The organism is Nostoc sp., assembly GCF_036917675.1.
GTDB lineage: Bacteria > Cyanobacteriota > Cyanobacteriia > Cyanobacteriales > Nostocaceae > Nostoc.
Genome location: NZ_JBALCT010000031.1, coordinates 1 through 22832 on the forward strand (window position 1 = coordinate 1; position 22832 = coordinate 22832).

Sequence of the window (22832 nt, forward strand, 5' to 3'; positions counted from 1 at the left end):
GGCTCGTGCCAATGCCAAGCTCAAGCTTTGTTTTATCAGATTGATGCTCAAAAGACTAGCTGCTACCTAAAAAAGATATCAAATGGGTTCTATAGATGCATTGACGTGAATTCGACGAAGTTAGGAACGTGGTAAAATGCAAAATTTCATCCTGTCTCTAGCCTCCCTCTCCTTTATAAGGAGAGGGATTGAGGGTGAGGTAAGCCAGGGACATAAATCGGATATTATTTATGTATGTTATTTAACTCTTATTCCTTACAGTTGGAGTTAAGGTATAATTTAAAACTAAAAACCCGCTTGGTTTGTAGATTTAAGTTCAAAGCAGTTACCACAGTTAACTCACCGCGTTGAACTGACGTTGTATTAAGTAGTAAGAATAAGTGTTAAATATTGATGCAAAATTAGGTACTTTCTGGAATTTGCTTCGGAAAGTTTCAGATTATATTTTCAATACATTAATAAATTTCAGGAGCAAATCAGGTGTTTACTTCAACCTTACTCGCTGCTGCAACTACACCTCTGCAATGGAGTCCGACAGTTGGACTGATTATCATTATTGCCAATATCATTGCCATTGCCTTTGGCAAATCTACCATCAAGTATCCCAACGCAGAACCAAAACTACCCTTAGCCAATTTCTTAGGTAATTTTGGTTTACCAGCCTTTTTAGCAAGTGCCGCCTTTGGTCATATCTTAGGAGTGGGCGCTGTCTTAGGGTTGCATAACCTGGGAAGAATTTAGGCTCTTACCCAAGTTAGCCTTTATTTGATGATTCTTTTGTCTCCAACTTTGAGCCAGAAAGTTAGTTCTCTGGCTCTTTTTTATCGCCTCTCTAGAGAATCAAAATAACTTAGAGCTTCTTTAGTAGATGTGAAATGTATAGTTGAGTATGAGTCACTTTCTGTACTTCCTTGATGATTTGACCAAATTTTCAAGTAGTAATCCTTGTTATCATCGGTAGACCATAATTCATAACGGTATTGACCTCCTGAACCCTGACTTGTTAAGTAGTCAGCTAGTGCTGTATTTGATGTAGATAGAAAGCTAAATACAGTCAAAACAGGAATTACAGCTACTTTTAGGATCTGGATTAATTTCATAAATGTACAAAAAACTTATTTTTGAGATTTTGTTAAACATCTCATTTATAGCAACAGCACTTATACAATGCGTCTGTAATTATACTTGAATTAAGTGCGTATATAGCAGTTCTTGCTTGGGTGCAAGTCGTAACCTCACCCCGTATTTGAAGACAGCAAACACTCCCCTCTCCGATGCTTTGGAGAGGGGTTGGGGGTGAGGTTTAAAAATCTACTCCAATACCAAAAGCCCCAGATGGGGCTTTAATTACTGACTATGGCGGCGACAACTTAAGCTGTGTATGCCTAACTCTTAACGAATGTCTCAAAAACCTGATTTGTCGTAGGGGTAATTCATGAATTACCCCTACTTCAGAACTTTTTTGCGTAAGTCCTGTAATTTTTGAATTCAGAAATATCGGCGTAGATATTGAAGAGCGATCGCTCTGAATTTTTCAGTGTGGCTATTTATAGCTATAGCTATTTTCCATTGAGTATAACACCCAAATACTTAGGCGAAATTCCCGACTTTTCTAATAAGTCGGGAATCTTTTCGTTCACGAGATGTAGCTAAACAGCCCAACAATTGCTAAAGAATGTAGGCTGTTTGCCCACCGGATGATTGGGAGTTTTCAAGAATCTGCCAAAAATCTCTTTGCTTTAAATCAATCTATGGAATTAAGAGTGGCTTTCTAGCGGATTAGCAATGTATTTGAATGTTGGTTCAGAATTCCAAGGACCACGCTCATCTTTACCATCTCCGTTTGTAGATAGATTGTAGTAGAGAGCAACAGTTTCATCTGGCTTAATATTACCAAAGAATGGATCTGTCAACTTACCCAGTGAATCTAGAGCTTTCATAAACATCTGGGTATGAGAAATTTCTCGTGTTAACAGATGCACTAAAGTCTCTTGAGTTCCTTTGTCAGTTGCCAACTTAATCAATGCTTCGTAAGTCTGACGAGCGCCAGCTTCTGCTGCAACGTTAGCTCTTAAATCACGCACTACATCTCCACCCTCATTCAAGTAAGTTGCAGTCCAAGCACTACCCTGGCTATCTAGAAAATGAGGACCAGCCCCTCGAACTGCAAAGAGAGTACTCTTATAAGCCTCTGTTTGATCCACATTTTTGGTATGAGCTTCAATGAGTTTACCAACCATTTCTAAATGGCCGAATTCCTCGATCGCAATATCTTGGAGCATATCTTTAATTCCAGCATTTTCGACATGGAATGATTGAACCCAATATTGCAAAGCTGCACTAAGTTCTCCAGTAGCTCCGCCAAACTGCTCTAGAAGTAACTGAGCAAAACGAGGATTTGGTTCATTAACGTTAACTGCATGAATTGGCTCTTTCTTGTGAAAAAACATAGATTTACACTTCCAAAAATTTTGTGTTACGCAAAGGATCGGCTTGTCTGCTAGTATTTTTCCAGATAGAGCTAATTTCATGTTTGATAGCTTCTCAAACTGGTGAACTAGAAGACTCAGAAAATAGAGTAGTGATGTCAGTATTAATAACTGCCATTCAGCGATTAGGCATTGTTGCTTCTTCTGATTAATCCCCATAGATAAATAGCAACAATTGCGCCAAGCACAGCCACTAAAATACCAGGAAGAGTTAAACCAGCGCCAGCCGCAGTAATTTGCAGAGTTCCTGTTCGTAGTAAGGTAAACAGAGTTCCACCAACGAAAGCACCAATGATACCCAAAATCATTGTGGAGAGAATGCCACCACCTTGATAGCCAGGATAATTAGCTTTAGCGTAGGCGTAAGCCCAACCTAGGCATCGCACCTGCCAAAAGTCCTAAAACTACCCAAGCGATAATACTCATAACTCCCTCAACAACCTCACTTGTATCTAAGTTATCAACTCTGATTTAAAATTCTTTCTACCATATGGGATAAATGCTAAATCCAAAAGTTAGACAAAAAACTTTATATAAATATTTGGATGAGAATTGGCATTTCTAGTATAAAAATGGTAAATGAAAGTTTTGCCAGAGAAATCAGGAATTATTGATACATAAGTTGAGAAGAACTAGATACTAATAAATTCATCAATGTATCAGGGCAAACGCGTCTTGTCAAGAAGAATCTCTTAATCTCAATAAAGCCCAAAATAATCGCATTAATGCTTGCTTATTGACAAGATTTTAGGCGTTGGCGTAGCCCAATCCAGGCATCGCTTTGACCCTTGAAAAATAAATTAAACGATAAATCTGATTCTTTCGTTGATACATTAACAAAGGTTTTTGTCAAGACTAATTTAGATGCGTTTGCCCTGATTAATATATGGTATGTTTTTTTATATCTATCTTAAGATGTAAAATATTATCTAACTTTTTGGAGACGCGTTAAAGTAATTGGTAATTCGGCTGCACGTAGTTTGCTTCTTTGCAGGAGTACGAATACTCGCTAACGTAATTCGTAATTATTTAAATCCCCTCAACCGTATTTCAAGGTAGATTGAGGGGATAATATCTAGTAACTATTTGCGAAAGTGGTATCAAATGGTGCGGGAGAATTTTGTCTCTCGCGTTCTTGTGTGAGTATCAAATATGACGGCAATATTTCTGACTAGTAATCTACCGATGTCTGTAATCTGGATCTGATTTTTTGATAAACTAACCAAACCATCAGCTTCTAGCGGTTTTAACGCCTCTAGTTCCTCAGAGAAATATTCATCAAAGCTGATATGATATTTGTTTTCAATGTCTTGCTTATGAAGCTGAAAGTGAGACATAATGCCCATAATCACATCCCGTCTGATGATGTCATTCTGAGTCAGCTTAATACCTTTACTAACAGGTAAAGTACCGACTGCAAGTGTCTGATAATAATCCTTTAATTCCTTGTGGTTTTGAGCATAAGCATCTTCTAGCATACTGATAGATGTAGCACCAAAACCAAAGAGTTCTGTCTGGGCGTGGGTAGTGTAGCCCTGGAAATTGCGTTTGAGAGTGCCATTGCGTTGAGCGATCGCTAATTCATCATTAGTTTTAGCAAAATGATCCATCCCAATAAATAGATATTGGTTATTCGTCAATTCTTCAATGGTCATTTTCAGAATCTCTAACTTTTCCTCTGCTGGGGGTAGTGCCTCTTGAGGAATATTTTTTTGCGTCGGTTTGAGCCACGGCACATAGGCAAAGTTAAAGACAACAATTCGATCAGGATCTAATTCAATTGTCTTTTTCACCGTCTCCCGAAATGTCTCGCGGGTTTGATAGGGTAAACCATAAATTAGGTCTACATTCACACTTTCAAACTTAGCTTCTTTGACCCAACTCATGACATCAAATAGCATTTCTTCAGGCTGGACACGATTTACAGCTACTTGAACTTGACGATTAAAATCCTGAATACCAAAACTAATGCGGTTAAACCCAATCTGTCTCAGAAAGAAAATGTAGTTTTTATCGATATAGCGGGGATTAATCTCAATTGAGATTTCTGCTTCTGGAGCGATGTTGAAATAGCGATTGATGTTTTTCCATAAAAATTCTACTTGCTCAAGATCCAAGTAATTAGGAGTACCACCTCCCCAGTGGATTTGCAGCACTTTTCTATCTGGATCGATTAAAGCTGCGGTGTTTTTGATGTCTTGAACCAAAGACTCCAGGTAAGGTTTAGCAATATTCTTATTGTTAGAAATTACGGTGTTACAACCGCAGAAGTAGCAAGCACTTTGGCAAAAAGGGATGTGGAAATATAAACTCATAGGAGTTTGGCGTTGATTCGATGCTGCGATCGCGGTCTTAAAATCAGTTTCAGTGAATGTTTCGCTTAACTCTGTAGCGGGTGGGTAACTGGTGTATCTGGGTGCGCGAGTGTCGTACTTTTGGATCAGATCGAGATCAAACTTGACAGATGGTAATAGAAAAACCATTGAGTTGCTTTCCAATAAATGTATGAGGGGATGAGGGGAGAGCAAGGGAGTAAGGGGGAAATAACCAATGCTTAACGCCTAATGTTCAATGCTCAATGACTAATGACTAAATTAATTAGCCGCAGCTACTTCAGTACTACCTGAATTCTGGGAACGAGTCAGGCTATTAAACACAACTTGACCGAGTGCTTTAATTAAACTTCCCTCTAACTCCTGAGCCATCTGTAAATTGAACCCAAAGGCATTATTAGCTTCGGCAACAATCCGTTCTGCTGTTATATCATCAATGGATAATGCATTTAATGCCTGACGATACTTATCCTTAAATGCCTTTTTATCAGGAATTTGCTCAAAATTGTAAAAGGATGTGCCTTCATAGCCAGAAAGCTTTAGGGCTGACTGAGCAACTTTTTGTAGCATTTGACCCCCTGAAAGATCGCCCATGTAGCGAGTGTAGGCATGACCTAGCAATAAGACTGGTTCACTAGCAGAAATTTCCCGAATCCGGTCAATGTACTTTTGGGTAGCGAATGAGGGTGTAACTTGCTCTCGCCAATTATCCCCATAATAGAACACCATGTCTTTTTCGAGCGAGGATTGGCGATTAAGTTCGGGGAAGTAAACCGCACTAATCACAGGATGGTCTACATGGCTCTCTAATGCTGCTTCTAGTTCGCTGTAAACGTAATACAAGTTGCTTAAGAACTTGGCGAAGCAGTCTCTATCCACAACCCCTTTCAGAAAACATTTCATGAATCCCACATTTTCTGCTGATGTGTGGGCTTGTTGAGTTCCAGAGCGCAGTTTGATGGCTAGATTGCTACTCATTGTTGCTTCCTTCATGTTCAAGCGCAAGGTTTCTGGGCAGTCATCGACTCAGGATGCCTGCCAGGGACAGCTAAAAAATTATTATTCTAGGTTTAGAGAGGATCTGCATCACTCTATCCAGCAAGTACCACTGCCGATGCAAATCCCAGCTATTTTTATTTATCCTAAGATTATTTAACTATTAATACTTGCATAACTATTAAGTTATTAATATTTATTTATTGTTTGACGAGCTGGAGTCTGAATACAGAATTTCTATCTTGCCGTTAATTCTTGCTCCTCATCCTCTAATAATTCCCAATATTTTACCCGATACTGACTTCATCACTCCTGCGATCGCTATGCATCCTCCTTTGAATGGGGAGAGCGATGTCTACGACAGTCCGTTCGGTGACGCTTTGGCTGTTATCGTTACTCTCAAAAATTGGTAGAATTGCTAAGACTACCCAACAGCTTTGTTTGTATCGTCGGCAATGCCAATAAAAAGAAAACGCTACACAAACAATTGGGATGAAATAGCGCTTGCTGTCAAACAAGGTATATTTTAAAGCTTGACGCGAGAAAACTGGGATAACGCATTAGGTGCTAGAGGAGTGACTGGTCGATAATCTTTACTCACAAGAAAATCTGGTCGGGGATTTTGAACTGGTAAAGGAATATTTTCAATACTATTATAAGTAATAATCACTGTAGAACGCCCAAATGGGGAGATATTATTTGATGAAGCATGTACTATATTACTATCAAAAAACAATACAGAACCAGCAGCAGCTTTTATCAAATTAATTCCATACTTTGATACTAAATCAGCAACTAATTTCTGGCTGAGAGAATACTTCAAATTAGCACTAAAATTTGATATCCATGCAGGGCTATCACCAGAACTATTAGAATTTGTGTTTGCCACTCTAGGATTATCTGCCGTAATATCAATCATCTCTTCTTTGTGGGAACCAGGGATAACAAATAGCGGCCCATTAAATTCGTTCATATCATCTAACAAACACATGGCATTGACTACTTGTGGTCTTGGCATTCCGTCCTCCTTGCGCCAATAGATATAGTCTTGATGCCATTTCCAAATATCACCAGTAAATGCTGCTTTAAGATTTACTTTGAATTGATATATATATACTTGATTGCCAACTATTTGCATAGCAGGCTCAACAATGAACGGATGTCGTGTTAGGCAATTAAAAACATCATTTTTAGTATGCGAAGCGTGAAGTGAGCGTACAGTCTTACCATCTTTTTCAAGGATTTTTTTTGGTGAGTTTTCTGTAGATAAAGCAGATAATTCTGCTTTCATAATTTCGACTTCAGTGCCGGAGAAATATTCAGATAATAAAATAAATCCTTGATTTTTATAGATTAATAATTGTTCTTCTGTTAGGTACATATTCAACCCTTTGATCTATGAACAATTAAAATCTAACTCTTTTAAAGGTTAGGGAGCATTGCCAGGAATACTTAAATGTTTAATGGTTTTTGATCGGTTAAACTACTCAAAAACTTTCAAAACATTCATAACTGTTTTAAGTCTTAAGGAGTTCTACCTAGCTAAATTCCTCAACAAATATGTCTACTATAGGACTAGTATTTTATTTTTGAAATGCGCGTAGTGGACTCTCTAGGCTAAAATAGTGTATTAGACGTAGGTTGGGTGGAGCGGAGCGCAACCCAACATATATCAGGATGTTGGGTTACGCAAAGGCTCCACCCAACCTACAATTTTTTTGCAGCATTTTAGCCAAGAGGGTCTACTACAAGAATACCGAGATTTTTTCAGAAATCAAATATGATTCCTATATATCAATACCTTCGCCAAAAATAGAGGTAGTCTAGCTTTTGCCGAAATAGCCCAAGACAAGCACATACAAAGATTATTAGGCAAAAGGTAAAACCCTAGTTCAGAAGGAGAAGACAGTATAAATTCTTGATACAAAGACCATACAGGATTTTATTGGCTCAGTTTTTTCCCATCAGGCAAAAATAAGCGTGTCTTATCTAGGTTTGCTCTATACCGATACTCCTAAAGAAAGCGAAGGTATTGCTATACAAATTCTATATTTAAAAATCCACTACTTTGGAAATAAGCTAAATATTTACTGATTAATTCAGTATCCATTGATGGACTGTAAATGGAAGTATCAGCAATTGCTTCAAGTGTATTGCGAGAGTCTAAATCAGGAGTGTTTTGATATAGTTGCCATGCAGTCATTCCTTGATGGACTTTTTCAGTTAACATGGGTATGAGAGGAAATAAAGAATTTTTCTGAGAGGATCTAGCTTGATTGATTAAATCATTTGTCCATTGATCATAAGGCACTTTTTTAAGTTGGTATCCACAAGTCGATATCAAATCAAATAATCTAGTTAAATCAATATTTTCCGATGCTAAAGGAACTAGATGAAATGCCTTTCCTAAAGATTCTTTCCTCCGAGATATTTGAACAATAGCTTTACTGGCATAATCAACAGTAATTAAATCTTGTTTTTGATTGACTAAATCTGGAAAACTACCTACTTGAATACAACCTTTGATTAATCTCGATATGTAGTCATCTGTATTAGTTACGCCAGTATGCGAATTCCCCATTAAAAATCCCGATCTAATAACTGTTACAGGGATACCTCTAGATTTAGCAATCCAAATAAGTTTTTCAGCTACCCATTTACTTTGGGTATAACCAATATCCTGATAAAGATAAGTTTCACTATTATCAATATCATCGTCCTCATCAAGGGCATTCACTCCAGTGAAACAAGCTATTGTGCCAAAAACGGCAATTGTTGAGATATAGTGTACTGGCTTGAGTTGATGCTGACACGCTAATCTGAGAACTTCTTGAGTACCAAGAACATTTGCGGCCTTAATTACAGAATATGGTTTAGCAAAGTTGACTTGAGCGCCACTATGATAAATCACATCAATCTGCTCTGCTAACTTCTGAAATTGCTCTAGAGAAAGTCCAAGACGAGGCAAAGCTAAATCTCCTGGTATGGGGATGATTCTTGAACTTTGGCTTGCGTCCCATATTAAATATTTTTCTAAGGTTTGTTGTAGTCTTTTGAAACCTTCACTTTCGTTATTAGCACGCACAAGGCAATATATTTTCGCCTGAGTTTGCTGTAGCAATTCATGGATTAAGAAAGCACCTAAAAAGCCTGTCGCTCCTGTTAAGAAAATATGCCCTGGCTGACTGATATTGTTAGCAAGCACTCCTTGAGGATAGATGTTTGAATCGAGTACAGCTTCAGCTTTGAGATTAACAACAGTATTGAGACTAGCAGTTCCTTCTTTACGTACTTTGTCAACAATTTGGCTGAGTCCTTCTATAGTCTGCTGCTCAAAAATACATCTTACGGGCAGTTCTACTTGGAAAGTTTCTCGTACAGACATCATTAACTGCGCTGCTAGCAGAGAATTACCGCCAAGTTCAAAGAAATTATCTTGAATGCCCACATGATCAATACGGAGTACTTTAGCCCAAATACTGACCATTTGTTCTTCAGTGGGAGTACGAGGCGTAATTAAGGCTACTTCCAGGGTAGACCTGACTTTATCTGGTGCAGGTAGTGCGCGACGGTCTAACTTGCCATTGGGTGTCAGTGGTAATTTCTCTAGGGACACGAAAGCTCTAGGCACCATATATTCTGGTAGCTTTTGTTCGAGAAAGTGACGGAGTTCTAAAGCCAGCTTGCGGGTAAACTTACCCTGTAACGGTTGATTGGCATAGTAATTCCAAGGCTTAGTGTGAACTGTATCTTGAGAAGCGATCGCCTCTGAGAATACATCTACTCTTCCCCTTTGGCAATGTCTGAAAACTACCTCGTAACAGTTAAGCACACTAGAGTCTGACCAAATGATATCGATCAAATAAGGTAAATCCTGGCTCAAATTCCACAGTTCTTCAGGATCAATCCCAGTCTGGGGAAGTTGCTCTAGATGCGATCGCAGTTCGCCTACTGTCTTAGGGCCATCTGGGTTGTTTAGCAATTCTACAGTCAAGACTTCCTTAATTACCCTAGCATTAGGTACGTTTCTAATTAAGAGAATTTCTGGCTGAGTTGCTAATAGCAGGTGACGAACAGATGACAGCGTTAGCTCTTGTTGTTGCCAATCCAACCAAGGAATATCTACAGTGTTATCAGTACTAGTGCCTATATGCAGAATCACATCATAGCGAAACTTTGTGAGTTCATTGTGATGCCGACCACCCTTGACTTGAATTTGTACTTGTCTAATCTTGGGTAAATGCTGTTGCAATGCCGTAAAAAAGCCTGGGTGAATTACCAATTCCTCCTCTTGGTTAAGGCGTTGTTGAACGCGCTCTTGTAACTGTAGTGTGGAAAGTGCGGATGATGCTTGATACAATGCTACAGAAGCGTGATAAGCCTCTAGTAACGGCAGGCTACGCACATCTCCGACAAAGATAAAACCACCAGGCTTCACAGCATTGACAGCTCCTGCCAAAACTTGCACCAGATAATCAATGCTGGGAAAATACTGAACTACCGAGTTGATAATTACCGTATTAAAAGCATCTGTCTGAATGTCTTCAAAATTATCAGCTGGTCTTTGCAACAAAGTCAGTTGTGGCCAATCTTGACCGGACATTTGTAACTGTTGGATTTGTCGCAGGGCTTCAGGTGCAAAGTCAGTACCCCAATACTGACTACAATGGGAAATAATTCTGCATAGCAACAGACCTGTACCGCAACCAATTTCTAGTACTTGGCTGGGTTGCAGAGAAAGAATGCGTTCAACAGTGTGGTCTACCCATTCGTGCATCTCCTTTGCAGGGATGGGCATACCTGTATAACTACTGTTCCAACCAATAGTATTAAATACTCGGTTCTGTTCCTCAGTAGTTTGCTTGTAGGTTTGATCGTAGAGTGTTTGCCACTGGGAAAGGTGTTCGGTTTGCCAATCTGCTAATAACTCTTGGCCATTGTCATCTTGTTGATTTTCCACCACATAAGCTACTAAACGCTTTTGTCCGGGTACATCTTCGCGATCTATGACAACACCTGTCTTGACTGACGGATGTTGCATCAACAAGGCTTCAACCTCTCCTAACTCAATCCGAAAGCCGCGAATCTTCACTTGGTGATCGATACGACTGAGATACTCGATATTGCCATCTGGGAGATAGCGAACTAAGTCCCCTGTTTTATAAAGGCGAAGATCGTTATTGCCTTCTACCTCCTTAAAGGGATTGAGAATGAACTGAGCATCTGTAAGATCGGGGCGATTGAGATAACCGCGTGCTAAACCAGCGCCACCAATGTAGAGTTCTCCTGGCACACCCACAGGCACAGGTTGTAACTGAGAGTCGAGTATATAGAACTGAGTATTGGCTATAGGCCGACCAATCAGAACTTGTCCGTCCTCAGATATAACTTTATATGTTGCTGACCAGATGGTAGTTTCAGTGGGGCCATAAAGGTTCCATAAAGTAGCACATCGCTGTTGCAACTGTTGAGCTAATTTTCTTGGTAAAGCTTCCCCACCGCAGAGTATTTTCAGATGTTTACTGCCCTGCCAACCTGCTTCTAGAAGCAGTTGCCAAGTGGCTGGGGTAGCTTGCATAACGGTAGCACCGGAATTCGTTAACTTTGCGATTAACTCTGTGCCGTCCATAGTCTCTTCCCGACTGATCATAACGACACGGGCACCGAGAGTAATGGGTAGGAAAATTTCTAGTACTGCAATGTCAAAGGATAAAGTAGTGACGGAAAGAAGTATGTCTTGCTCTGTCAGTTCTAAGTGCTGACCCATGAAGTGGAGGAAATTCACTACAGAGCAGTGCATTATTTGGACACCTTTGGGTTTGCCAGTGGAACCGGAGGTGTAGATTACATAAGCTAAGTTGTCAGGATTAATACTAATATCAAGGTTATCTTGGCTTTGTGTAGCAATATCCTGCCAGTCTCTATCCAAACAGACAATATGCGCTTGATGGAATCGCAGTTGCACCAATAAATGTTGTTGGGTTAATAGCACTGATACCTGAGAGTCTGACAGCATCAGGGATAAACGCTGTTGTGGATAGGCTGGATCTAGAGGTATATAAGCCCCACCAGCTTTGAGAATTGCTAATAGAGCTACGATCATCTCTAGCGATCGCTCTACACAAATCCCTACTAATACATCTGGCCTGACACCTAAAGTTTGTAAATGGCGGGCTAATTGATTGGCTCTAGCATTTAACTCGCGGTAAGTTATTTGCTGATCTGCAAACATTGCTACTACAGAGTCAGGCGATCGCTCTACTTGCGCTTCAAATAGTTGATGAATGCAACTTTGCTGCGGGTAATCTGCTTGAGTTTGATTCCATTCCACTAACAATTGTTGGCGCTCAACAGGTGTTAAAAGAGATAAATCTGCAACTTTCTGATTTGGATTAGCCACAATACCAGCAACTAAAGTCTGAAAATGTTCTCCGATGCCAGAGATGGTAGCAGCATCAAATAGGTCGGTGCTATATTCAAACCAACCACTAATCCCATCTGGCGTTTCAAATAATTCTAAGAATAGATCGAACTTGGCTGTACCATTGTACTCCAAGCGATGGTTGATGCTTAGACCAGAAAGTTCCAGAGCTCGCATGGGTACATTTTGCAGCGCAAAGCAGATTTGGAACAGGGGATGGCGGCTCAAATCCCGCTCTGGTTCTAGTTCCTCCACCAGCTTTTCAAAGGGGATGTCTTGATGAGCGTAAGCTTCTAAGGTAACTTCTCTTACTTGCTTGAGCAACTGGCGGAAACTAGGAGAGCCAGAAAAATCGCTGCGTAGTACTAAGGTGTTAACAAAGAATCCAATTAAATTCTCAATTTGTTGGTGGTGACGGTTGGCAATTAGCGAACCTACTAAGATATCTTCGCTATTCGTATAGCAAAATAGCAGTGTTTGGAATGCTGCTAAGAGCGTCATATATAAAGTAACTCCCTCCTGCTGGCTGAACCGAGTTAGTGCCTCGCTGAGAGATTTGGAGAGTGCTAGAGGTTGACGCGCCCCGCGATAAGTTTGGATTGCTGGACGGGGGCGATTGCTAGGTAACTCCAAAATGGGTAAATCTGCTAACTGCTGCTTCCAATAAACTAGTTGCTCTGAGATGACTTTTCCTTGCAACCATTGCCGTTGCCATACAGCAAAGTCTGCATACTGAATGGGAAGTTCAGCGAGGGGAGAAGGTAAACCATTGGCGAAAGCCTGATACAGCAATGTCAGTTCTCGAAACAACACGCTGACAGACCAACCATCAAAAACAATGTGGTGAATGCTCAAAAGCAGTAGATATTCCTCTGCATCTAACTGCAATAAAGTTGCTCGCAATAGTGGACCACGGTTGATATTAAAGGGCTGCTGAAACTCTTGAATCATCAACCTTTGAATTTCTGTATCTTTTTGTGATTCAGACAGCGATTCTCTGAAAGAGACACTTGGCGATCGCAAATCTACCAGATGTATAGGTACACTCAAAGCCGGAGCAATAATTTGTACAGGCTGCCCATTTGATAAACCAAAAGTGGTGCGTAAAACTTCGTGCCGCCGAACAATTTCGTTGAGGCTTTGCTCTAAAGCTCTCAGATTTACCTGACCAAACAGGCGAAAAGTTTGGGGAAAATTGTAAAAGGGACTGTCAGGCAATAACTGTTCCAGAAACCATAATCGCTGCTGGCCAAAGGAAAGGGGCAAGTTTTTATTGCGCGTTATTGGTGAGATCGCCCAAGTCTGCCATTCGGAATTTTGCTTTAGTTCTGTCTCGATACTTTCACCCAAGCTGGCAACAGTAGGTGCATCGAATAAACGCCGCAATGGTAAATCTAATTGATAGGTATCTCGAATCCGAGAGATTACCTGAGTCCCTAGCAGTGAGTGTCCCCCAATCTCAAAAAAGTTATCGTAGACACTAATCTGCTCCAATCGCAAAACTTCCACCCAAATTTTTGCTAGTACTTCCTCAACGCTGGTACGAGGTGAGACAAAATCTTGCTCCAGATTCCGTCCAGTGCGATCGAGTGCTGGTAGGGAGCGACGATCTACTTTCCCATTAGGTGTTAGTGGCAATGCATTTAACATTACAAAGCTGGAAGGCACCATATAATCTGGCAACTTCCCCTGGAGAAATTTACGGAGATTGCCGCTGACTGTGCGCTGCAAAATCTTCCATAGATGTTGGGTTTCTAAGATATGCTCTATGCTTTGGTGAAACAGGTTTTTTTCGGTAGGCGTTAGAGTCAACCTAATACCAGCCCGCTTCCCTTGATTCCAAGCAACGCTGCCGTTTAACCATAGTTCTTCCGATGTCACTGGCAACCGTAGACAAAGACGGACGCCCTTACCTCTAGCCCAACTAAATGGCACTCCTACCAAGCAGACGCCACCAATGGAGATATCCTTTGTTCGCAGTTCTACTATCCGGTTGTCATCAGTTTCTACTCGACAAACACTTTCATAAGGTACTCGTTCTGGAATCAAGCTAGAAACAATATAACCAACTAAGTGCTTGTCCCCAGGCAGATCCTCGCGTGCTATAACTACGGCTTCGCGCACGTCAGGATGCTGCAATAGCATTGCTTCGATTTCCCCTAGCTCAATGCGGAAGCCGCGAATCTTCACCTGCTGGTCTATCCGACCCAGGTATTCAATATTCCCATTCGGTAAGTAGCAAGCTAAGTCACCTGTTTTATACAAGCGATTCCATTTTGACTTGTTAAAGGGATTGAGAATAAAGCGTTCACTAGTCAGATCGGGTCGATTAAGATAACCGCTAGCTAAACTATCGCCACCAATATAAAGCTCTCCCGAAACACCGATCGGAACTGGCTTTAACTCTGCATTAAGTATGTAGATTTGGGTGTTAGCTATGGGACGACCTATAGATGGATAAGTTGCCCAGGAATCAGGATTCTGATCTAATGTCAAAGCCGTTACCACATGGGTTTCTGATGGCCCGTAGTGATTATGAAACGAGCAGTGTGGCAGCAATTTGAATAATTTGACAATGGCTGGGGTGATTTGCAGTTGCTCACCTGTGGTGGTAACTTCTCTTAAGCTAGTAAATAATTCCAACTGAGATACAGCCATTTCTGCCATTTGCTGTAGTACGACAACAGGCAGGATAACTTTTTCAATCTTTTCACTCTGAATAAAGCGAGCTAAAGCTGTAGTGTCCCGACGCAAGTTTTCTGAAATGAGAAACAAAGTTCCACCTGAAGACCAACTAGCAAACATCTCATGAAAGCTGGCATCAAAGCTCAAAGAGGCAAATTGCAGGGTACGCACACCTGTTAATAGTGAGTTTAAGTGCCATTGCAGTAAATTCACTAAAGGACGGTGAGCTAAACAGATGCCTTTCGGTATGCCTGTAGAACCAGAAGTGTAGATGATATAGGCTAAATTCTCTGCTGTTACTTCACTAGAGAGATTTTCCTGACTGTATTGGCCTATCTTGTCCCAGTCGGTATCTAAACTGATAATCTGGGCTTTGGTTTCAGGAAGCTCTGTTAATAGTTGTTGTTGAGTGAGTAATACTGATACTTGAGTATCCTCAAGCATAAAGGCTAGGCGTTCTTTAGGATACGCTGAATCCATTGGTACATAAGCCGCACCAGCTTTGAGAACTGCCAAAACTGCGATCGCCATCTCCAGCGTTCTTTCTACACAGATTCCTATTGGCATATCTGGTTTCACACCTAGCGATTCGCTACGCGACAGCTTTGCTGAACGTAGGTAGTGTGCTAACTGGTTGGCGTGCTGATTTAGCTCTCGGTAAGTAAGTGAAGATTGTTCGTGCTTCTGTGCCTCTTTAAAGACTACCGCGATCGCATGTGGCGATCGCTCCGCCTGCGCTTCAAACAGTTGATGAACGCATTTATCTAATGGGTAATCTCTACTAGTATCATTCCAAGTTTCTACTAATTCTTTCTGCTCAGTTTCTAGCAATATATTCAGTTGATCAAAATACTCACATCCTTGAATAACTTGATTTGCTATAAATAGCAATCTCTCTAAAGAATTTATCTCAGTAAAATATTTTTGATTATAAAATAGCTCTATTTCTAAATTATCATTATAGTCGTTAATGACAAAATGAACTTCATTTTCGGCAAAAGAATTGTGGACAGTTAATCTAGAATAGTCTTCAGAAAAAGGAATATTCAGAATACTAAAATTATAAAAATTATAGAAGAACTTTAACTGTTCATCTTTTAAATATTTTCTTTGTAAAAGAACTGAAATATTTTGGAGAGCACCTAAATTCTTACGATAATTTTTTATGTATAAAAGATAATCAATTATCCTAGATTGATTATCAATATTTTTTTGAGGTATAACAATCGGAACTAATTGGTAAATACAACCTAAAATATTAAGCAACTGCTCATCTCTTTTTCCAATAATATCGTAAAATACAAAATCTGCTGGTACTTGGAAATATTTACTTAAATAAATGCCATAAACAGCCCGAAAAAATGTCGGAACACTACATTTATTTAATTGACAATATTTTCTAATTTGTGCTAGCTCATTTCCCGCAATTTGTACTTTTCTTGATTTAGTCTTGTTTTCTGTTTCGATTTTGATATAAGGCGTAATCGGAATAACGTTACTTAACGTTTCTAGCCAATACTGCTGAATCTCTGGAGTATCAAATCGAGTCACATACTCGTCAATAAAATCATGAAAAGAATTACCCTCAAACTGTTGAGGATTATTGCCTATTTTTAAATCTTGGTAGACTTTTCCAACCCTTTCAAAGAAAACTTTCCCAGAATATCCATCAAAAAGGATATGAGGCGCACCTAGAATAGCTGTATAGTTACCCTGTTTATCTTTAACTAAAACATTTTTAAATAGATTACCTTTTTGCAATTCTAATTTGATTTTAATCTTTTCTTCGATAACTTGCTGCAAACTAGTGAAATCAATATGATTAATTACTAGATCGATAAATTCAAAATTAACATCAGTATTGTGATCTACAAACTGAAAAGGTTCGCCCTTATAAAAAACAAACCGAGTTTTAGTAGTATCATTTTTTTGACATACTATTTTTATTGCCTGTTCCCAAATAAATCTGTCTAGATTGTGTGATAAATTTACAGAAATTCCTAAAGTAAAAACAGTACTATCTGGATGGAGGATATTATCCAGATATAAATCTCTCTGTGTAATTGTTAATCGTGATATTTTTTCAATCCTTGAAGGTTCAAAATGCTCATCTAGTATAGTTCCTGTTACTAAAGCCATGAATACTTCAGAAAATGAGATATGAGAAACATTTATATTTGGAGAATTATTAATCATAATGATTACTTTAGAATAAAGTTTTTAATTGAGTAATTTAGAATTTTCCTGAGATACTGAAAGTTCAATTATGAACTCAGTTCCTTGTCCTGGTACTGACTGACAACTGATTTGACCTCCATGCTTTTCTACAATAATTGTGTAGCTAATAGATAATCCTAAACCAGTACCTTTGCCAATAGGTTTAGTAGTAAAGAAAGGATTGAAAATCTCAGAAAGTATATCAGGTCTCATCCCAGAAGCATTGTCAGCAATGCGAATAGTTAGCAGATTTGGCTCTAATAACTCAGTCGTTATTTTGATAGAACTTGGATTAAGTTCAGCTTCCTGCAATGAACGGTGAGAGTTATACTCTTCCAAAGCATCAATAGCATTAGCTAACAAATTCATAAATACTTGGTTGAGCTGACCTGGATAACAATCTACTAATGGTAAGGAGCCATAATTTTTGATAATTTGAATCTTAGAATTGACGGATTCAGTTTTGAGTCGATGCTGCAAAATTAGCAAGGTGCTATCAATACCTTCATGAATATCAACTGGCTTCATTTCTGCTTCATCCAAACGGGAGAAGTTACGTAAGCTCAGAACTATCTGGCGGATGCGATCGGCTCCAAGCTTCATTGAAGATAGCAATTTGGGTAAGTCTTCAAGCAAAAATTCCAAATCTATATCCTCTTGTTCTGCTACCATTTGAGGAGTTAAATTGGGTGAGATTTTTTGATAAGTTTTAATTAGATGTAACATATCCTTAATGTATTCACTAGCATGAGAAATGTTGCCATAAATAAAATTAATCGGGTTATTAATCTCGTGAGCTATACCAGCAACCAATTGACCTAAGCCAGACATTTTTTCTCTTTGAATCATCTGTAACTGTGTTGTTTGTAGTTGCTTTAGCGTAAGTTCTAATTTTTGGGCTTGTTGTTTCAAATGCACATTTTTTTCATGTAATTCCTGTGTTCTGTCTTCAACTTTTAGTTCCAGATTTTTGCTATAATTTTCTAATTGCTGGTTAGCTTGTTGCAGATTATCATTTAGTTTAGATAGATTAGTATACAGCTTGGCATTCTCAATAGAAATAGCTGCTTGAGAGGCAAGAATTTTTAAAACTTCTAAACGTTCAGTAGTAAATGCGTTCGTTGTTAAGTTATTTTGGAGATACAGAATTCCGATAAGTTTACTTTGATGAATTATCGGTGTACATAAAACTGACTTACATTTATTCTGAACAATATAAGGATCTCTAGTAAATTTTCCTTCAGAGCTAGCATCACCAAGAACGACACTTTCTTTAGTTATAATCACATAATTAAGTATGGACATTGGTACATATAGACCATTATCTAAAGACATGGAAGTTTCCAAAAACATCTCATCTTTATTAACTCCCACAAATGCTTCTATTACCATTTGACCATTTTTCTCTAAAAGGAAGCAGCTAGTTTGTGCCCCAGCATTTTCCATAACAATTTTCATCAACTTAGCTAGCAATTCATCTAGCATGATTTCACTAGAAATAGCTTGCGAAGCTTTAAAAACTGTAGACAAATCAAAAGATGCCGAATTATTTATCTGGCTTGAAGTAGTTCGCAAGCTAGCCTTCAAACTAGATGGTTCCTGATTTATTCTTAATAGGCAATAATCGGGGTATTTTGACTCTAAATCACTGACTTTTGCGATCGCTCCCCAACGTACATAAGTATGATAAGATTGTCTGAGGTAGAAGATCGCCTGCTGATCTCTACCACGAGAAAAGTAAAATTCTGCTGCTAACTCGTTGGCTAGTGCTTCTTCTTGAACATATCCCTGTTCTTTGGCTCCTTGAATAGCTAGCTCATAATATTCCATAGCTATAAAGGTTTGCCCTAGAACTCGTGCTTTTTCTGCCTCTACCAGATCATATTTATGCTGATAGTTAGCAGGAGCATGACTAGCCCATAACCGCATTTTTTCCTGATTGCCATTGATCACAGCCAGATATTCTTCTTGAATCTTAGGTTCAACATTTGGATATAAAGCAATTAGAGCTAGTGAATAGTATAGGTTGTGGATGCCAACCGTCATCATCCCCATCACACTACCTATATATTCTGAAGCTAATTTGGCATTATCAATTGCTTGAGTGTAATCTTGAAATAAGTAAAAAAGAATCAACTTGGCAACATAAGCAGCAAACAAAGAAGTAGCATTATTAGTAGTTTGTAGATATGGCAGCATTGCTACTTCATTAAAACTATCACCAACTAAAATATGTTTGTTTTGTGAAAATCCTTGCAGATTTAGTGCTAGCTGGTGCCAAATTTTAATATAGTTTATCGGAAAATCTAGTTTAAATTTTTCTAGTAAAATAATATATGATGCTTGCTGGTCAGCTACTGATTCAAGTTGTTCTCCTCTAAAAAATATATGACCGCAATAGTGGACAGAGCAATAGCCAGCGTATTCTAAATCTCCAATTTCTAACGCGCTTTGAATTGCTTCTTGCAACGGAGTAATTGTTTCTCTAAGATGCTCTTTCCAATGAATGGTAAAACCATAAAATGGTGCATATACTTTACTTTTAAGTTCAACATCTTGGAACCGCTCTAATATTTGCAAAGCTATTTGACCAGAACGATATCCAGCATCAATATTTTCAAGATAACCACACAACAGCATCCCATAATAAGCATATCCGTGAGCCGCCAAAGCTGAATGACCGTATTCAATACAGAGATTGACGACAGTCAAGATGAGCTGGGGAAAACTTGTCTTTGTCGGGTTAGTAATAAAAGCAGCACCAGCAATAGTAACAAGGATTTTTAAAGCTGCCAGTATGCAAGGATCTTTGACAACTGAAAAATTTTCTAAATCTTCAAGCTGAGGTAAATTAGCTATAGTACTTTGCTTATTTGGTGCCGCCGACAGAGGAATCCCCAACTTTGCGAGCGCTTCTAGTCCAGTATCAATGGCTTCAAGCATCTGATTTTGAGCCATATAAAACTGGATTTGTAATTGATAAGCCTTGACTTGATCGAGCAGATTGCTAGCTTGATCTAGAATAATTTCAGTTAAAATAGCTGCTCTTGTAAAATTAGTATTTAAGTACTCTATTTCTACGCTTTCTAAATGAAGTGCTAGCATCAAGTCGTAGTTATTTTCCCAACTCAATGGTGTCAGCAATTCTAGTCCAATTGTTGAATAGCTAAGAGCAGCTTCGTATGCTGACGATGCTTTTGCTTTTTGGCTAGCTATCAGATTTAATTTAGCTAGCTGCTCTCTTTGAGATTGATCGCAAATAAATTCAGTACCAAAATTTAAGTGGTTAACAATATTAAAAATATTTTCTTCAATTTCCTCTGTCTGGCAAGATTCTAGGATTAATTGCCCAATTTTCAGGTGAGTTTGTTTTCTTTCCGATTCTGAAATCAGGGAATACGCTGCTTGCTGGATGCGATCGTGCAAAAACTTATATGAAACTTTTAATTCCTGATATTCTAAGGATATAGATATATCTTTGTCAAAAAACAGTGGAGCTTTATAGTTTTCGCTCAAGGGGAGAATTAGGCTTGCTTGAAGTGCTTCCCATAATTCAGAGGCGGTTTCTGACTGAGATTTTTCATTTGCAATTGCGAGAATATCTATGTTAAACCGATTGCCAATACAGGCAGCTAATTTTAATACCTGTTGTGTCTCTTGAGGCAATTTATTAATATTTCTCACAATTAATTCTAGGGCATCATAATCTGTAATCCCAATAGCCTGAATTTGATTTATTTCCCACTGCCATGTTCCACTATTAAAGTCAAAATTTAATAGTTTTTCTTGGTACATAGTTTGGAACAACTGAGTTAAGAAAAAAGGATTCCCCTGAGTTTTATTAAAAAGAAGTTCAGCTAGTATTTTTGTTTTTTCTGTTGCAGTATGAAGTGTATCGACTATTAATTCATACACATCATTAATATTTAAAGGCTTTAGTGTAATATTATTTACAATTGCTCCGGCTTTTTGGATTTCATTCAAGGTTTGATTCAAATAATGAGTTGATATGACTTCGTTATCTCGATAAGCTCCAATCATCAAAAAATATTGGCTATCATCAAGCATCAACATCTGAATCAATTTGAGAGTTGCTAAATCTGCCCATTGTAAATCATCGAAAAATAGAACAAGTGGCCGTTCTTTTTGAGTAAATACTTGAATAAACTTTTGAAAGGCTCGATTAAAGCGGTTTTGGGATTCAATTGCTCCTAATTGCGGCACAGGTGGCTGTTGACCTACAATCTTTTCAATCTGAGGAATAACATCAATAATAACTTGACCAATTTCACCAAATGCTTCTAAAAGTCGCTGTTTCAAAACAATTATTTTTTCAGAGTTTTCTGTTAATAACTGTTGGGTCAACTCTTGAAATGATTCAATTAGAGCTGTATAAGGGATATTTCGCTTAAATTGATCAAATTTACCAGAAATAAAATATCCACGTTGTTGAAGAATAGGTTTATGAATTTCATTAACTAAGCAGGATTTACCAATCCCTGCATAACCTGAAACTAACATCATCTCACTTCTGCCAATATTTACTCTCTCAAAAGCTGACATGAGAGATGCTACTTCTTTTTCGCGTCCATAGAGTTTTTGAGGAATTGTAAATTGGCTAAATTTATCTAACTTACCAGGAATAAAATTTTCGATTTTTCCATTATTTAATAACTGTTTTAAACAAATCTCTAAATCGGCTTTTAGCCCTAAGCCACTTTGATATCTTTCTTCAGCAGTTTTAAATAATAGTTTCATTACAATATTAGATACAGCCTCTGGAATTTCTGGGTTAATCTGATGAGGAGGTATCGGCTGTTTGGCAATATGAGAGTGAATCATTTCTAATGGGTCAGTGCAATTAAATGGCAAATCATAAGTCAGCAGCTCATAAAAAGTTACGCCTAAAGAGTAAAAGTCTGTGCGATAATCAATCGACCTATTCATGCGACCTGTTTGCTCTGGAGACATGTAAGCAAGTGTTCCTTTAAGCAAATTAGGATTGCTGATCATTGCATTTTCTTTTGACAGGCGTGAGGCAATGCTGAAATCAGTAATTTTAACCTGCATTGACTTAGGATTAATAATTATATTCTGTGGTTTAATATCTTTATGAATAATATGTTGTTCATGCAAATCTATAATAGTATCAGTAAGCTGAATTGCTAATTTTAAACAATCTATTATATGAAGTTTATTATTATTGATAAATTGTTTTAGGTTTTCTCCTCCAATGTCCTCTAAAACTAAAGTAATACTGTTTTGATAATTTTCTAATCCATAAACTTTAATAACTCCTGGTAAATCTAACGATTTAGCAATTTCATACTCATGTTTAAACTCTGTTACATATTCAATATTAGCGTATTCAATTTTAAGTATTTTAAGGATAACCATTCTTTCATTCGTAAGCTCCTGTGCCCGATAAACAAGAGTATCTATACCATCTGAAATTATTTCTATAATTTTATATTTTAAATTAGGAATCATTTTTTCTCTAAGCTACTTGTTATAAATATCCGAATTTGGCTGATATATTACTGGTTAAACTAAATGTTTTGATTTAAATCTGTAAATAGAGTTGCAAGACTTTTTAAGGATAAGTTTTTTACTTTAAAACTTCTTTGGTAAATATTTTGCTAATAACTCTTGCCCATTCATATATATATTTTGTTTTTTTACATACTACTG

9 protein-coding genes and 1 pseudogene are annotated in these 22832 nt (G+C 38.2%); 2 read left to right on the forward strand and 8 right to left on the reverse strand.

What is annotated here, in order from left to right; translation table 11 throughout:
* Positions 1–480: 480 nt before the first annotated feature.
* Positions 481–741 carry a photosystem I reaction center subunit PsaK gene (gene psaK / locus V7K31_RS10465; protein WP_335094222.1) on the forward strand — a complete coding sequence of 87 codons (261 nt, stop codon included), beginning with the start codon at positions 481–483 and terminating at the stop codon, positions 739–741.
* A gap of 80 nt (positions 742–821) precedes the next feature.
* Here the strand turns inward: psaK and V7K31_RS10470 are convergent, their stop codons facing one another.
* From V7K31_RS10470 to V7K31_RS10490, 5 genes and pseudogenes are all read right to left on the reverse strand, one after another.
* A complete protein-coding gene (locus tag V7K31_RS10470) occupies positions 822–1100 on the reverse strand; it encodes a hypothetical protein (RefSeq protein ID WP_335094224.1) in 279 nt (92 codons plus the stop codon).
* A 657-nt stretch (positions 1101–1757) separates the two neighbouring features.
* A complete protein-coding gene (locus V7K31_RS10475; protein ID WP_335094226.1) occupies positions 1758–2450 on the reverse strand; it encodes a manganese catalase family protein in 693 nt (230 codons plus the stop codon).
* A gap of 164 nt (positions 2451–2614) precedes the next feature.
* Positions 2615–2915: pseudogene (locus tag V7K31_RS10480) on the reverse strand (GlsB/YeaQ/YmgE family stress response membrane protein).
* 674 nt (positions 2916–3589) lie between these two features.
* Positions 3590–4972 (reverse strand): oxygen-independent coproporphyrinogen III oxidase, encoded by a 1383-nt coding sequence (hemN, locus tag V7K31_RS10485; RefSeq protein ID WP_335094228.1) that lies wholly within the window; start codon positions 4970–4972, stop codon positions 3590–3592.
* 111 nt (positions 4973–5083) lie between these two features.
* The gene (locus V7K31_RS10490; RefSeq protein WP_335094229.1) at positions 5084–5800 is read right to left on the reverse strand and encodes a biliverdin-producing heme oxygenase; all 717 of its coding nucleotides are present in this window, start codon (positions 5798–5800) and stop codon (positions 5084–5086) included.
* A gap of 221 nt (positions 5801–6021) precedes the next feature.
* On the opposite strand from V7K31_RS10490, the gene V7K31_RS10495 reads away from it, so the two are divergent.
* Positions 6022–6231, forward strand: coding sequence for a hypothetical protein (locus V7K31_RS10495; protein WP_335094230.1), 210 nt, complete (start codon positions 6022–6024; stop codon positions 6229–6231).
* 113 nt (positions 6232–6344) lie between these two features.
* On the opposite strand, the gene V7K31_RS10500 is transcribed toward V7K31_RS10495, so the two are convergent.
* The 3 genes from V7K31_RS10500 to V7K31_RS10510 form a co-directional block, all read right to left on the reverse strand.
* Entirely contained in the window at positions 6345–7199 is an 855-nt protein-coding gene (locus V7K31_RS10500) for a phytanoyl-CoA dioxygenase family protein (RefSeq protein WP_335094231.1), read from the reverse strand.
* A 654-nt stretch (positions 7200–7853) separates the two neighbouring features.
* On the reverse strand, positions 7854–17120 hold the full coding sequence (locus V7K31_RS10505; RefSeq protein ID WP_335094233.1) for an amino acid adenylation domain-containing protein: 9267 nt from the start codon (positions 17118–17120) through the stop codon (positions 7854–7856).
* A 24-nt stretch (positions 17121–17144) separates the two neighbouring features.
* Positions 17145–22631: an ATP-binding sensor histidine kinase gene (locus V7K31_RS10510; protein WP_335094234.1), complete on the reverse strand. Its 5487-nt coding sequence runs from the start codon at positions 22629–22631 to the stop codon at positions 17145–17147.
* Between the last annotated feature and the right edge of the window lie 201 nt (positions 22632–22832).

What these genes read in the sequence shown, in the direction of transcription:
- V7K31_RS10470 (WP_335094224.1), bottom strand. Translation starts at nt 1,100, where the DNA reads ATGAAATTAATCCAGATCCTAAAAGTAGCTGTAATTCCTGTTTTGACT.
- V7K31_RS10475 (WP_335094226.1), bottom strand. Translation starts at nt 2,450, where the DNA reads ATGTTTTTTCACAAGAAAGAGCCAATTCATGCAGTTAACGTTAATGAA.
- hemN (WP_335094228.1), bottom strand. Translation starts at nt 4,972, where the DNA reads ATGGTTTTTCTATTACCATCTGTCAAGTTTGATCTCGATCTGATCCAA.
- V7K31_RS10490 (WP_335094229.1), bottom strand. Translation starts at nt 5,800, where the DNA reads ATGAGTAGCAATCTAGCCATCAAACTGCGCTCTGGAACTCAACAAGCC.
- V7K31_RS10500 (WP_335094231.1), bottom strand. Translation starts at nt 7,199, where the DNA reads ATGTACCTAACAGAAGAACAATTATTAATCTATAAAAATCAAGGATTT.
- V7K31_RS10505 (WP_335094233.1), bottom strand. Translation starts at nt 17,120, where the DNA reads ATGATTAATAATTCTCCAAATATAAATGTTTCTCATATCTCATTTTCT.
- V7K31_RS10510 (WP_335094234.1), bottom strand. Translation starts at nt 22,631, where the DNA reads ATGATTCCTAATTTAAAATATAAAATTATAGAAATAATTTCAGATGGT.